14 protein-coding genes are annotated in these 14777 nt (G+C 40.2%); 9 read left to right on the top strand and 5 right to left on the bottom strand.

Going from position 1 to position 14777, the window contains the following annotated elements:
• Nucleotides 1–12 precede the first annotated feature (12 nt).
• The 3 genes from ybfE to L1D51_RS10530 form a co-directional block, all read right to left on the bottom strand.
• Nucleotides 13–291, bottom strand: coding sequence for a LexA regulated protein (ybfE, locus tag L1D51_RS10540; protein ID WP_004586673.1), 279 nt, complete (start codon nt 289–291; stop codon nt 13–15).
• A gap of 2 nt (nt 292–293) precedes the next feature.
• Nucleotides 294–515, bottom strand: coding sequence for a DUF2788 domain-containing protein (locus L1D51_RS10535; protein WP_036968243.1), 222 nt, complete (start codon nt 513–515; stop codon nt 294–296).
• 99 nt (nt 516–614) lie between these two features.
• Entirely contained in the window at nt 615–1379 is a 765-nt protein-coding gene (locus L1D51_RS10530) for an alpha/beta fold hydrolase (RefSeq protein WP_239963633.1), read from the bottom strand.
• A 131-nt stretch (nt 1380–1510) separates the two neighbouring features.
• Here L1D51_RS10530 and seqA point away from each other — a divergent pair, with 131 nt between their 5' ends.
• The 6 genes from seqA to L1D51_RS10500 all read left to right on the top strand — a co-directional run bounded on the left by seqA (nt 1511) and on the right by L1D51_RS10500 (nt 8943).
• On the top strand, nt 1511–2113 hold the full coding sequence (gene seqA / locus L1D51_RS10525; RefSeq protein ID WP_239963632.1) for a replication initiation negative regulator SeqA: 603 nt from the start codon (nt 1511–1513) through the stop codon (nt 2111–2113).
• 16 nt (nt 2114–2129) lie between these two features.
• On the top strand, nt 2130–3767 hold the full coding sequence (pgm, locus tag L1D51_RS10520) for a phosphoglucomutase (alpha-D-glucose-1,6-bisphosphate-dependent) (RefSeq protein WP_239963631.1): 1638 nt from the start codon (nt 2130–2132) through the stop codon (nt 3765–3767).
• Nucleotides 3768–3845: 78 nt separating this feature from the next.
• Nucleotides 3846–4901: a succinylglutamate desuccinylase gene (gene astE / locus L1D51_RS10515; protein ID WP_054561423.1), complete on the top strand. Its 1056-nt coding sequence runs from the start codon at nt 3846–3848 to the stop codon at nt 4899–4901.
• 270 nt (nt 4902–5171) lie between these two features.
• The gene (locus L1D51_RS10510; protein ID WP_054561424.1) at nt 5172–6386 is read left to right on the top strand and encodes a thiamine pyrophosphate-dependent dehydrogenase E1 component subunit alpha; all 1215 of its coding nucleotides are present in this window, start codon (nt 5172–5174) and stop codon (nt 6384–6386) included.
• Entirely contained in the window at nt 6386–7363 is a 978-nt protein-coding gene (locus tag L1D51_RS10505; RefSeq protein ID WP_239963630.1) for an alpha-ketoacid dehydrogenase subunit beta, read from the top strand. The genes L1D51_RS10510 and L1D51_RS10505 overlap by 1 nt, the downstream gene beginning before the upstream one ends.
• An 8-nt stretch (nt 7364–7371) precedes the next feature.
• Entirely contained in the window at nt 7372–8943 is a 1572-nt protein-coding gene (locus tag L1D51_RS10500) for a dihydrolipoyllysine-residue acetyltransferase (RefSeq protein WP_239963629.1), read from the top strand.
• Nucleotides 8944–9004: 61 nt separating this feature from the next.
• Here the strand turns inward: L1D51_RS10500 and L1D51_RS10495 are convergent, their stop codons facing one another.
• Together L1D51_RS10495 and L1D51_RS10490 are read right to left on the bottom strand one after the other, a co-directional pair.
• The gene (locus tag L1D51_RS10495; protein ID WP_054561427.1) at nt 9005–10177 is read right to left on the bottom strand and encodes a putative manganese transporter; all 1173 of its coding nucleotides are present in this window, start codon (nt 10175–10177) and stop codon (nt 9005–9007) included.
• A 71-nt stretch (nt 10178–10248) separates the two neighbouring features.
• Nucleotides 10249–11874 (bottom strand): M28 family metallopeptidase, encoded by a 1626-nt coding sequence (locus L1D51_RS10490; RefSeq protein WP_239963628.1) that lies wholly within the window; start codon nt 11872–11874, stop codon nt 10249–10251.
• Between the two features lie 110 nt (nt 11875–11984).
• On the opposite strand from L1D51_RS10490, the gene L1D51_RS10485 reads away from it, so the two are divergent.
• From L1D51_RS10485 to L1D51_RS10475, 3 genes are all read left to right on the top strand, one after another.
• Nucleotides 11985–12797, top strand: coding sequence for a DUF3025 domain-containing protein (locus L1D51_RS10485; RefSeq protein ID WP_239963627.1), 813 nt, complete (start codon nt 11985–11987; stop codon nt 12795–12797).
• Complete coding sequence (locus L1D51_RS10480) at nt 12794–13582, top strand: ABC transporter ATP-binding protein (protein WP_054561430.1); 789 nt, start codon at nt 12794–12796, stop codon at nt 13580–13582. Before L1D51_RS10485 ends, L1D51_RS10480 begins: the two co-directional genes overlap by 4 nt.
• Nucleotides 13575–14777, top strand: a 1203-nt coding sequence (locus L1D51_RS10475) for an ABC transporter permease subunit (protein WP_239963626.1), incomplete at its 3' end; no start/stop codon positions are given. The genes L1D51_RS10480 and L1D51_RS10475, both read left to right, overlap by 8 nt.

Here is a 14777-nt window from a genome sequence, read left to right as displayed (position 1 = left end):
ATTTAAAACCTTCTATCTATCAATAGCCAATCTTTCTTGTAAAATTGTTTCAATCAACGCGCTACGGCTAATATTCTGCGCATCTGCCATATCGCTTAATGCTTGATATAACTGTGATGAAACCTTAAATTCTACACGCTTTAAACCACGTGCTTTATCTCGCTTTATTTGATTACGTTTATTTACTTTTAATTGCATATCGCGAGGTAGGGGATTTGTTTTCGGCCTACCTGGACGCTTTTCGTATTCAAATAAATCGGGTGTTGTTCTATCTGTTTCTGACTTTGCCATGTCTAGCCCACACCTGCGCCTTGCCAGAAGACTTGAATAAGTCCTTTCGCTATAAACCCAGAACAGCCTAAAAATAGCACTAACCAAACGATGTATCGGCCAAATCGTGGTACATCACCTTTTTTAAGGACGTCTTGAATTGCCATTCCAATAAAAAAGAAAATACCGGCTAAGCCAAAATACAACCCTAAGGTATCAAATTCGTTAATTAACTGACTGACCATCAACGTATAAACCTTTAAATTAAACGGCGCGTACTATAGCACACAAATTTGTAATAATTTAGTGCGCACGATCAAAAACAGCGAATTTTATCAGCCCAATTAATGAGCTAAAAAATCGCTGATTGCTTTATTTACAGCAAGTGGTTTTTGGGCATGTAGCCAGTGACCTGCACCATGAATAATTTTTGCTTTTGCATTAGGGAATAACGCCATAATAGCAGGGCGGTGTTCTGCTAAAATGTAGTCAGAATCATTACCTTTAATGAATAAAGTATCACATAAACAAGAATCATTTTCACTAACTTGCGCTAAAATATTTTCATATTGCTGGTATAAAACAGCTAAATTAAAGCGCCATTGATAGTGACCTTGATCATTTTTAGCAAAGCTTTTTAATAAAAACTGACGTACGCCCATTTCATCAATGTGCTTGGTAAGTATTTCATCAGCCGCTTTTCTATCTGTGATATTAGACTGTGCAACTTCGTTTAGGCCTGCAAAAATAGCGCTGTGACGAGGGTTATTAGCAACAGGAGAAATATCTAACACTACAAGCTTATCGATAAGTGCAGAGTGATTAAGTGCTAATTGCATGGCCACTTTGCCACCCATTGAATGACCTATGATGTGCGCTTTACTAATATTTAGATGTTCAAGTAACTCACTGACATCTTCAGCCATAGCGTGATAATTCATGGTATTGCTATGGAATGATTTACCGTGGTTACGTAAATCAATATTTGTTACACGATAATCTTCAGCTAATGCTTTTGCGATTACATTGAGGTTTTCAAGTGAGCCAAACAAACCGTGGATCAATACAACGTCTGAACCTTGACCCATTTGTTGGTAGTTTAATAGCATTTTCAACTCCTAATTTTAATGGCAGTATTTTGCCTAGTGAAATTACAAAATGCAAAACATAGAGAATTGCTGCGAGCTTAGGTATAATCATTGAGAACTTTTAAAATGTGACCCGTAAAGACAGGAATAACATGAAAAAAATCGACATAGACGACGAGTTATATCAATACATTGCAAGCAACACGCAAAGTATTGGTGAAAGTGCATCAACCATTTTGCGTCGTTTATTAAACCTCTCTGATGGCGCCAATGCCCCAGTTGAAACAACTACTAAAACTGAACAAAAAACCCCAGTTGTTGAAGTACAAGAACAAGCAGAACAAGAAACAAGCCCTGAACCAAGCGACGAAAATGTTGAAGAGGCTGCACAAACTGTCACAGCATCGACACAAGTGAAAGGTAATGTGTTTAATGTATTAAACAAAGAAGAGCTAGCAATGCAAAAAGGTGTTGTTGGTCGATTCTTATTTATACTAGCTGCTTTATATAGAACGCATAAAAAAGATTTTGTTAACGTGCTTGAAATTAAAGGCCGTGACCGTGTTTATTTTGCCACTAGCAAAGAAGCACTACTGGAAAGCGGTAGCAGCATGAATCCAAAAAATATCACTGATACTGAGTATTGGGTGATGACAAATTCAAATACAACCAGAAAAAAAATGATGCTTCACGAAGTTGCACTGTGCTTAGGTTACAGTGCGGATGAAGCAGAAAAAATTCGTGATTACTTATAATCCATAAGGAAATAATATGGCGATTCATCCAGATGCAGGTAAACCTGCACCGCAATCAAGCTTAGTGAATGTACCAAAACTGATCTCGGCTTATTACTTAAATGAACCTGACCTAGAACAAAACCCAGAGCATTGTGTTGCTTTTGGGACGTCTGGCCATCGTGGTTGTTCGTTCGATGTAAAATTTAATGAATCGCATATTTTAGCGATCACTCAAGCAATTTGTGATTACCGTAAAGAAAACAATATTTTTGGTCCACTTTTCTTAGGTAAAGATACACATGCATTGAGTGAAGCGGCTTTTAACTCTGCTATTGAAGTACTTGTTGCAAACGAAGTGCAAGTCATTGCACAAGAAAATGACGATTACACACCAACGCCGGTGATCAGTCATGCTGTTGTTTGGCATAACAAAGAAAACCCAAATGAACTTGCTGATGGTATTGTGGTAACTCCTTCACATAATCCGCCAGAAGACGGTGGTTTTAAATATAACCCGCCAAATGGTGGACCTGCAGATACTGATGTGACTAAGTGGATTGAAGACAGAGCAAATCAATTACTTTTAGAAGACTTAGTTGAGGTAGAGTTATTTCCATATGCTAAAGCATCACGTTCTGGTTTTATTAAGTACCAAGACTTAATTACCCCTTATGTTGATGACTTAGTTAATATCGTTAATCTAAAAGCAATTAGCGATGCGAAAATCAAAATTGGTGTTGATCCACTTGGTGGTTCTGGTATCAACTTTTGGCCAGTCATTGCAGAAAAATATAATTTAGACTTAACGGTCGTAAATGAGTCTGTTGACCCAACATTTTCGTTCATGCCTTTAGATAAAGACGGCAAAATCCGTATGGATTGCTCTTCTCCTTATGCAATGACAAACCTTATTGCATTAAAAGATGACTATGATATCGGTATTGGTAACGACCCTGATTATGACCGCCATGGTATTGTTACGCCTGACGGTTTAATGAATCCAAATCACTTTTTAGCAGTTGCGATTGACTACTTATTAAATAACCGCGAATGGTCAAAAGATGTCGCAATTGGTAAAACACTGGTATCAAGCGGCATGATTGATAAAGTTGTTGCACGTAATAACCGTGAAGTAAAAGAAGTACCGGTAGGCTTTAAATGGTTTGTAGAAGGTCTAAGCAAAGGTACCCTTGCTTTTGGTGGTGAAGAAAGTGCAGGGGCGTCATTCTTACGTTTTGATGGAACAGTTTGGAACACTGATAAAGATGGTTTCATCTTAGGTCTACTTGCTGCAGAGATTTTAGCTGTAACAGGTAAAACACCTTCACAGCTTTATAAAGAACTTGAACAAGAGTTCGGTGCGCCTATTTATAAACGTATTGATGCGCCAGCTAGTGCTGAGCAAAAATCACGTTTAAAAGCGTTATCAGCTGATGATGTAACTGCAAGTACATTAGCGGGTGATGCTATTACGCAAAAACTAACCCATGCCCCTGGTAATAACGCTGCTATCGGCGGTTTAAAAGTTGTTACTGAAAACGGTTGGTTTGCTGCACGCCCATCTGGCACTGAAGACATTTATAAAATTTACCTTGAATCATTCAAAGGTGAAGAACATCTAGCATTATTAGAAAAAGAAGCGAAAAAGCTGGTTGATTCAGTAATTAGCTAATTTCTTTTTACCTATTAAAACGGCTGAGATTCTCAGCCGTTTTTGTATTCTACTCTCACGCATTTTTAGGATAGAACAATGAGCTATTCAACTCCTTCATATCTCGAAGAATTAAAAAGTACAGGCGACTTTTTAACCTTGACCCGCAACAATGAATTTTCACTAGAACCTTGTGCATTTACCCTTACAAACGGTACTGATGTCACTGTTCACGACACGGGTATCATTGAGTTTCAACCTGCACAGCAAACAAACAAAGATATTGTACTTTCAAGTGCGGTACATGGTAACGAAACTGCGCCAATTGAAATTTGCGATCAATTAATCAAGTCAATCATTACAGAACAACTTACCTTGAAGCAGCGTGTACTGTTTATTTATGGTAATCCTAAATCTATTAATATCGGTAAGCGTTTTGTTGATGAAAACTTAAACCGTTTGTTTAATGGTCATCATACTGTTGAAGGCATTGCTTCTAACCCTGAGCGAGTTCGTGCAAAGCTACTTGAAGACGTGGTTACTGATTTCTTTGCTAGAGGCAACCAAGACAGTGAGCGTTTTCATTATGATCTTCACACTGCAATTCGTGGCTCTAAAAATGAAAAGTTTGCAGTGTATCCTTTCTTACATGGTAAACCGTGGAAAAAATCACAACTGCAATTTTTACTTAGCTGTGGCGTAAACACGGTACTAATGATGAAATCAGCGGCAACTACCTTCAGTTACTACTCGTCGTTTGTACATGGAGCTGACTCATTTACGGTAGAACTTGGCCAAGTAAAACCATTTGGCGAAAATGACATGTCGCGATTTGAGAAAACCAAACAAACCTTAACTGCATTAATTAGTCAAGAATCTGTTGAATATAAAGAATTCAATGCAGAGGATTTCGAGTTGTTTTCAGTATATAGAACAATAAACCGTACTTGCGAAGACTTTAGTTTTCCATTTGCTGATGATGTGGAAAATTTCACCGGTTTCGCAAAGGGTGAATTAATGGCAGTTGATGGTCAGACCAGATATGAAGCGGAAGTAGATGGTGAAGCTATTATCTTCCCAAACGCTGATGTAGCCTTAGGTCAGCGCGCTTTGCTTACAGTTATTCCAATGCAAGTTGATAGCAACTTTATTTAAAATCTCTGCATTAACACCCATCTATATTTAGTTAACTATATGACTATAAAGAACTTATCTTGTTGTATAGTTAACTTTCCATGCGTTTTTAGCCATTTGTCATCTATTCGTCTATGATTAGTTGAATAACAACTTACGTTAACGTAAAGTGACGGCAGTTTAATTTAATTAGATTGAATATTGCGCAAACTTTATCCTTACAGCTCATGCTGATTAAAAATATAATTAAGGGCAGTAGCGTAGGTTTCTGACAACGAAAGAAGGTAGGTTATGAGTAATCCAAATAACGTATCGCTAAACATTAATCATGAACTGTCATTTATTGATGGTCACGCATTAACGATCCCTACATTAAGTATTCTTAATGAGGAAGGCGACATCTACGAAGGTGCAACCGCACCTGATATCGACAAAGCAACGGCAATCCGCCTATATGAAACAATGCGTTTTATTAGAGCACTTGATGAGCGTATGCAAGCAGCACAGCGTCAAGGCCGTGTTAGCTTTTATATGCAATGTCTAGGCGAAGAAGCGGCTGTAACAGCATCAGCTGCAGCGCTTGATCAAAACGATATGATCATGGCCCAATACCGTGAGCAAGCAGCTTTACGTTATCGTGGTTTTAGCCTTGACCAATTCATGAATCAAATGTTCTCAAATGAAAAAGATTTGGGTAAAGGTCGTCAAATGCCAATTCACTATGGCTCACGCGAACTTAACTACATGACTATTTCATCACCGCTTGGTACACAAATTCCGCAAGCAACAGGTTATGCATATGGCCAAAAAGTTCGTCATATTGATGCCCAAACAGGTGAGTTAAACAGCACTATTGATAACATCACTATTTGTTACTTTGGTGAAGGCGCTGCATCTGAAGGTGATTTCCATGCTGGTTTAAATATGGCCGCAGTTCATGAAGCACCGGTAATTTTCTTTGCCCGTAACAATGGTTATGCGATTTCTACACCTGCTGACGAGCAATTTAAAGGTGATGGTATTGCATCACGTGGTGTTGGCTATGGCATTAAAACAATCCGTGTTGACGGTGCTGATGCACTTGCTGTTTATGCAGCAACGAAAAAAGCCCGTGAAATTGCGACTACCAAAGGTGAACCTGTTTTAATTGAATCGATTGCCTATCGTTTAGGCGCTCACTCAACCAGTGACGATCCAAGCGGTTACCGTACAAAAGATGAAGAAGCAAAACATAAAGGCTGTCCAATCGAGCGTTTCCGTAAGTGGCTATTAAAGCAAGGTTGGTTAGACGAAGCGCAAGACGCAAAAGACAAAGAAACTATTCGTGAAGAAATTTTAGCAGCCCTTAAACGCGCTGAAAAAGTTGAAAAGCCAGCATTAGAAGACCTTATTTCTGATGTTTATGATAAGCCAATCCCATCACTGCAAAAACAATATGAAGAACTAAAAGAGCACATTTTGCAGCATCCTGATGCTTATCCAACAACTGCAGGGAGATTAAAGTAATGGCTAAAATGAACATGCTTCATGCAATTAACTCTGCCCTTGATATCACCATGGCAGAGCATCCAAATGCATGTATTTTCGGTGAAGACGTTGGTTATTTTGGTGGTGTATTCCGTGCTACATCTGGCTTACAAGAAAAATATGGTAAGCATCGTGTGTTCAATACACCGTTAACTGAGCAAGGTATTTTAGGTTTTGCTAATGGTTTAGCGGCGTTTGGTGCGCCTGCATTAGCTGAAATTCAGTTTGCAGATTATATTTTCCCTGCATTTGACCAAATCGTGAATGAATCAGCTAAGTTCCGTTACCGTAGTGGTAATGAATTTAATGTTGGCAATCTAACAATTCGTACACCGTACGGTGGTGGTATTGCAGGCGGCTTATATCACTCACAATCACCAGAAGCTTATTTTGCTCACACACCGGGTTTAAAGTTGGTGGTGCCACGTAACCCATATCAAGCAAAAGGTTTGCTTTGTGCATCGATTAAAGATGATAACCCTGTTATTTTCTTTGAGCCGAAACGTTTGTACCGTGCATCAACAGGTGAAGTTCCAGAAGAAGATTACAGCATCGATCTCGGTAAAGCTGAAATCGTGCAAGAAGGTACTGATGTCACTGTACTTGCTTGGGGTGCTCAGATGGAAATTATCGAAGACGCCGCTAAAAAAGCTGCAGAGCAAGGTATTAGTTGTGAAGTGATCGACTTACGTACCATTTTACCATGGGATGTTGAGACCATTGCTCAATCAGTGACTAAAACAGGCCGTTTAGTGGTAAGCCACGAGGCACCAATCACGAATGGTTTTGGTGCAGAAATCGTTGCAACAATTCAACAAGAGTGTTTCTTACACCTTGAATCGCCAATTGCTCGCGTGTGTGGTTTAGATACGCCATACCCATTAGCACTTGAAAAAGAATATGTGCCGGATGCACTTAAAGTGCTTGCTGCGATTAAGCAATCAGTAGAGTTTTAGGAGTCAGTATGTCTAAAGATTTTATCTTGCCAGATATCGGCGAAGGCATCGTAGAGTGTGAAATTGTTGAATGGTTAGTTGCAGAAGGTGATTCTGTAAAAGAAGACCAGCCTATTTGTGATGTTATGACCGACAAGGCGCTTGTGCAAATTCCTGCTGTTCATGATGGTGTGATCAGTAAGCTTTATTATGCAAAAGGGGATATTGCGAAAGTACATGCACCATTATTTGCAATGGATGTTGATGGCGAAGCACCAACACAAAGCGAAGAAGTGCAAGCTCCTGCAACTCCAACTGAAGCATCATCTGAGGCGGGTGAGCACTTAGAAGATTTCATTTTACCAGATATCGGTGAAGGTATCGTTGAGTGTGAAATCGTTGAGTGGTTAGTGAGTGAAGGCGATGAAATCGTAGAAGACCAAGCTGTGTGTGATGTAATGACAGACAAAGCATTGGTGCAAATTCCGGCTAAATACACAGGTAAAGTTGAAAAGCTTTATTATCAAAAAGGTGATATTGCAGCGGTTCACAGCCCATTATTCCAAATGAGCATTGCAGGCCAAAGTGCAGAGCCAGATGTAAGTTCTGCGGTAGTTAAAGCACAAACAAATGCAGCAACTAAACCTTCGCAGAAGTGTGCGACTTCAGCAAACTCTAGCAAACAACTGAATAAGAAAGCTGTTGCTTCACCTGCTGTTCGTCGTAAAGCCCGCGAACTTGATGTTGATTTAACACAAGTGCCAGGCTCTGGTAAAAATGGCCGTATTTATAAGCAAGATATCGAAGATTTCTTGAATGAAACACCAAGCCAAGCAGCATCACAACAAGCTGTGCCAAAAGCGGCAGAGCCTGTCTCAACTGTGGCGTCTTCTAGTGGCAGTCGCGTAGAGCCTATTAAAGGCATTAAAGCGGCAATGGCTAAGCAAATGGTTGCTTCAGTTTCGACAATTCCTCACTTTACTTTCTGTGATGAAATTGACCTAACTAAACTAATTGCAATGCGCAGTGAGCTTAAAGAGCAGTATAAGCAACAGGGCGTTAAGCTCACTATGATGCCGTTCTTTATCAAAGCACTGTCGTTAGCGATTAAGCAATTCCCAGTACTAAACTCGCAAGTAAATGATGATTGCAGTGAGCTAACTTACTTTGATGATCATAACATCGGTATGGCGGTTGATTCTAAGATTGGGTTACTCGTACCAAACATTAAATCATGCCAGTCAAAGAGTATCGTAGATGTTGCAAACGAAGTGACTCGTTTAACTGAAGCAGCACGTGATGGTCGTGTTTCACCGGATGATTTGAAAGGCGGCACTATTAGCATTTCTAACATCGGTGCGATTGGCGGCACAATTGCAACCCCGATCATCAATAAACCTGAGGTAGCTATTGTTGCTTTAGGTAAACTGCAGCATTTACCTCGCTTTGATGCACAAGGCAATGTCGTTTCAGCTGCTATTATGCAAGTAAGCTGGTCTGGAGACCACCGAGTGATTGATGGCGGTACAATTGCCCGTTTCAATAACTTATGGAAGTCTTACTTAGAAGACCCTGCAAAAATGATGATGGCGATGAGCTAACATTAGTAAGCATTAAAAAACCAGCCTCGGCTGGTTTTTTTAATTGTAAATTTTGTTTTTGCTATTTTCCGTAAAAATACAACCCATAACCGAGTAACAGCGCAGGTATTGATGAATACACCGTCGCGATTAAGGCCGCTTTTGGTGCTAATGCGATAGCTGGGAATAGGGCATCGCCGTCATTTGAAATTGCATTGGCTGTCATCGCACTAAATGGAATAATACCCTGAATATAGAGTGTCATTACGACGATTTGTGGCCCGCAGCCAGGTAATAAGCCAATAGCCACAGCCACCAGCGGTGCAAGATAAGCATACTCAGAAAACCAGGCTGTTAAATCAACACCGACTAGGTTAACGAGAATTTCAAACAGCATAAAACTGGCAACAACCCAGGCAGTAACAAAGTGCGTGTCCATTAATACTTTCGTGAGCTTTGAGGGAGGTGTGCAAGGCGCTTCTTCACTGGTTACTTGCTTATAACTGCTGCCTTTAGAAGACAGAGACCACACAACCACGGTGAATAGCGCCATGATTGAGCCAAACAGGGTGACGCCAGTATTAACGCTTTGACTAAATTCGCTAAGGTCAGAATTGGTAGCTATGACAGAAGCAATAATCAAGCTTGGTACTAGGGTAAACTTCCAAATAGGGCGGCTAAATTTCAAAGCGCTTGGTTGGCATTGTGGCTGCTCAGTATATTCACTTGCTTCGTCAGGTTGAAATTTATCTGGGCTATGAAATGTATTAACTATCTGACCGCTAATAATACCTACAGCAACACCGATTAACATCATTAATAAACCATCAAGCGGGCGGGTTGCTAACAGTAAAAAGGCGGCATCGCCCATGGTTGCGGTTAAGACAGCAACAACAGAGCCAAAGCTAGCCTGCTTTTTAGTAAATTGGGTTACCACAATAATGGCACCGCCACAGCCAGGCAAAGCACCTAAAATAGACGCAAAGCTCACCTCTAGAATGCCTGATTTAGCACGTAAATAGCTAAGCTGTAATTGAGGAAGTCGATCAATAAGGTAGTAATAGATTAATAAGGTGGCTGCAACAAATACAGATACTTGAAAAAAAGCATCACTCAGCGCTTGTAGGGTGAATTCTCGGCTTGCAGGTACCGCTAAAGAAATCAGTAATAAAAGGGGTAAAATTAAGCGTTTATTGTCCGTAATGTAACACCTCGCTTTATTAGGAATAAACCTCGTTTGTGTTAGTGAGAGCATACAGTGCAACCTAAAAATTAATCAGGTTACACTGTATTACGATTTTAAATGAAAATCAATCTCATTTGTATCTATTTACGTTGGAACTCAGAAGTGGCATTCCAGGTCGGCCACTCTTTACGTTCTGAGATATCAAAACCTACTTGATAGAATAACTGAAGGTCCTGAACGGCACCTGATAAATCCCATTCATCACGGTAACGGTCGCAAGGCTGATGATAACAACCACGAAGCACTAAGCTCATACGCTTACGGTAATTTGCCGTTTCTTCGTCAAGAGCTTCACTACCACCACCGGCATACATTGCTGGTACACCCATGTTTGCAAATGCAAAGTGATCAGAGCGGTAGTAACCACCTGAAGACGGTTTAGGATCACCAGATACTGTACGACCTTGAGCTTTTGCAGCTGTTTCTAGCAGGCTATCCATTTCTGATTTACCAATACCAACAACACTGATGTCTTTTACTTTACCTAATAGGTTTAAGCTATCCATATTGATGTTAGCAACCGTTTGTGATGCTGGGATCACTGGGTTTGCAGCATAATATTTTGAGCCAAGTAAACCTTGTTCTTCAGCAGTAACGGCTAAGAAAGTCATTGAACGGCTAGGGTGCTCAGGTAAAGTAGCGAATGCTTCAGCAACTTCTATTAAACCAGCAGTACCCGTTGCATTATCATGGGCACCATTATAGATTTGGTCGCCTTTGCGGGTTTTATCAGTACCAAGGTGATCCCAGTGAGCTGAATAAATGATGTGCTCGTCTGGCTTTTCGCTACCCGGTAACGTCGCGATGAAATTATACGAAATTGACTTTTTGATTGTGTTATTTACTTCAACACTTGCTGTTAGGTCGCCCATATCAACATGGTAAGCGCCTTTTGCCGCATTAGCTTTGATTGTATCGAAATCTAAGCCTGCTTTTGTGAAAAGCTCTTTAGCAACATCAGTTGTTACCCAGCCTTCAACAGCAACACGGTCCATGTTGTTATTTTCTTTTTGGAAACCAAATTGCTCACCGCTCCAAGAGTTTTCAACAACTGACCATGGGTAAGAAGCCGGTGCGGTTTCGTGAATGATAATCGCACCTGCTGCACCTTGACGGCTTGCTTCTTCATATTTGTATGTCCAACGACCGTAATAGGTCATGGCATCGCCGGTGAATAAATCAGGGTTTTTCGTCGCAAAACCAGGATCGTTTACCAGCATAACAACTGTTTTGCCTTTAACATCTAGGCCTTCGTAGTCGTTCCAGTTGTATTCTGGTGCATTAACACCGTAGCCAACGAATACTAATTCAGAATCTTTAATGCTTTGCTTAGCACTAATACGGCTGCTACCCATTACCATATCTTTTTTGTATTGGTAATCTTTGCCGCCAATGGTAAGTACCATGTCTGAATCAGCTTCTAGTGAAACAAGCGGTACTTCTTGTAAGAAGCTATCACCGTTACCCGGCTCAAAACCCAATGCTTTAAATTGGTCGGTTAAATAGGCAAGCGTTAGCTCTTCACCTTTAGATGATGGTGCACGGCCACCGAACTCATCAGAGGCAAGCACTTTAATATGCTCTGCTAATTGCTCTGAATTAATGCTTTGATAGGCTTTTTCGACATCACTTGATGTGATACTTGTTGAAGCACAGCCCGCAAGGATGGCACTTGCAAGGACTGTCATTGGAAAATAGCGTTTCATAATAGCTCTTTTTTTGTTTTATGGTGGTATTAGTATATGAGGTTCTATTAATGAGAACCAGTTTTTACGGTAAACTACCCACAATACATCAAGAAGTTAAAAAATAAGCAATGAAACGATTTACTGCTCCCGAGCAATGGTCAACACAATACCTCACAACGGGTGCTTTTAGTGACCTAGCGACGCTATTTAATTTAGATAAACTGTCAGATTGGCCATCTTGCCAGTGGTTTAATCAATATCTAAATGCGAAAACTACACAGGGCAAACCCATAACCTTTGTTGAAGATGAAAAGTTTGCTGATGAAACCCGTTATTATGAGCAAATCATATTTGAGACAGGGCAAGTACCAACAAGACAACAAAATTGGCATGACCTTTTTGGTGGCTTTATTTGGTGTTTATTTCCAAAAACCAAAGCGCTGATTAATCATCAGCATATCGAAGAAATTAAACTGCATGGTCTAAAAGAGCGTAGTAAACACCGAAATGCGCTTACTTTATTTGACGAATGCGGTGTGGTGCTGGCAATTACTGAGCAAAGCTGGCAGCAGCAATTACGCGACCACCAATGGCAGCAAGCCTTTGTAGAACAACGTGAACATTGGGGTAAAAGCATTAGGCCATTTATGTTTGGTCATGCTAACTACGAAATGCTCACTCAGCCGTATATTGGTTTAACGGGTAAAGCATTATTTGTAATTGTTCCTGATGACATATTTTGTAAAGATTTAAGCGAGCAATATGCGTATCTAGATCAACGTCTTTATGAGATGATAAAGCTTGATGATTGTTTGCGTGATAATAAAAACTTATCACCCTTACCCTTGTTAGGCGTACCAGGATGGTGGACTGATAATGAAGATCCAGAATTTTACAGTAACACTGATTACTTTAGACCGAAACGAAGGAAACGCACATGATTGAAGTGGCAGGGCTTAAAAAGAAGTTTAAGCTAACAAAAGATCATAAAAAAAATAAAACGGACAACGTAGACCCCCGTGAAGATAAAGAGTTTTTTCATTCTGTAAGAGACGTCAGCTTTCAATGTAACAAAGGTGAAGTACTCGGTTTACTCGGCCCAAATGGTGCCGGTAAAACAACCACCCTTAGAATGATTTCAACAGCCTTAAAACCAGATGAAGGCAGCATTACCATCTCTGGTCACGATATCGTTAAAAAGCCATTGGTTGGCCGCAAATCAATTGGATTTCTGTCAGGTAGTACCGGCTTATATGGGCGTTTAACAGTTAAAGAAAACGTTGAATACTTTGCCCGTTTACATGGCATGAGTAAAAAAGCGGTAGCCGCTCGTTGTGATGAGCTATTCACCTTACTTGATATGCACAGCTTTATTGATAAACGCGCCGAAAACCTTTCAACAGGTATGAAGCAAAAAGCCAATATTGCCCGTGCTGTTGTTCATCATCCTGATGTGGTTATTCTTGATGAGCCGACAACTGGTTTAGATATTATGACTACGCAAACCGTAATTAACTTTATTCGCGGCCTTAAAGAGCAGGGCACACCAGTTATTTTCTCAACGCACCATTTAGATGAAGTTGCCTTACTTTGTGACCGTGTTGCAGTGATAAACCAAGGAATTAGTTGCTTTGATGGCACCTTAGATGAGTTTAAACAAACAGGTCAAAGTGAAGAATTAAACCAAGCGTTTATGAATATTTTAACGGAGAGCCGTGATGTTTGAAGTATTTAAAAAGGAATTAAAAGAGCTATTACGTGACCGTAAAACATTGATATTCGTTGTTGCACTACCGGTTGCTATCTTCCCACTTTTATTTGCTGTTATGGCCTTTATTAGTTCACAAGCGGCGTTAGAGGCAGAACAAGAGGTCCATACTTACGCTATTATCAATGGCAATTACGCGCAAGATTTTACAGATAAGGTGTTTTACCATAAGAGCTTTGCTTTATATAAAGGCGACGAAACCTTTAATACGGTAGAAGATCTCACTAAAGCGGTAAAAGCAGGCACCATAGACATGGGTATCTATTTACCGTCAGACGCTAAGCAAACGTTAGATGATGCAAAGCAAAGCGAATGGCAAGTTGTGTATAACGACGCAAAAGCAATTAACTTCCTATTTGACCGTGTAAAAGAACTGGCAAAAGAATATGGCGATACGCTGCGTACAAACAAACTATTAAGCTTTGGTGTATCAGAAGAGCAACAAGCTGCCATTATCGAGCCTATTAAAGTTGTGAAGGTCGACACTGCAGATAAACGTGAAAATCTTGGCGAGAAAATAGGTGGGTTTATTCCTTATCTACTTATTCCTCTGGTATTGATGGGCGCAACGTATCCGGCGATTGATTTAGGAGCTGGGGAAAAAGAGCGCGGTACCCTCGAAACCCTTCTACTTACACCAATCACCCGTACACAGCTGGTGTTAGGTAAGTTTGTAACCTTACTTGCTTCTTCTATTGCAACAACCACCATTACTGTACTCAGTATGGGTGTATGGATATCAGTGGCCATTGCATTTGTAGATTTAGCAGTTGTTAAAAACGCATTTAGCTCTTTAACCGTATTAGATTTAGGGCTGATTTTTGTGTTGTTATTACCTATTGCCGCAATCTTCTCATCATTAGCGTTGGCTATTTCAATTTATGCGCGAACCTTTAAAGAAGCGCAAAACTACATGGCACCACTTAGCATGGGTGTTATTTTCCCAATTATGGTTGCCTTGATGCCAAATGTTGAACTGACGAGCAAAACTGCTTTTATTCCTGTTACAAATGTAGCTTTGGCAATCAAAGAAATTATTAAAGGTACAGTTGATTACACACTCGTGGGTTTAATTTTCTTAGCGACAGTGATTGTGGCAGGTGCATTACTCGCGTTTTGCGTTAAATGGTTTAATAAAGAAGATGTCTTATTT

It is taken from the genome of Pseudoalteromonas shioyasakiensis (genome assembly GCF_022398475.1).
Taxonomy (GTDB): Bacteria; Pseudomonadota; Gammaproteobacteria; order Enterobacterales; family Alteromonadaceae; genus Pseudoalteromonas.
Note: the sequence above shows the minus strand (reverse complement) of the source record. Positions and strands in the feature narration are given on the sequence as shown.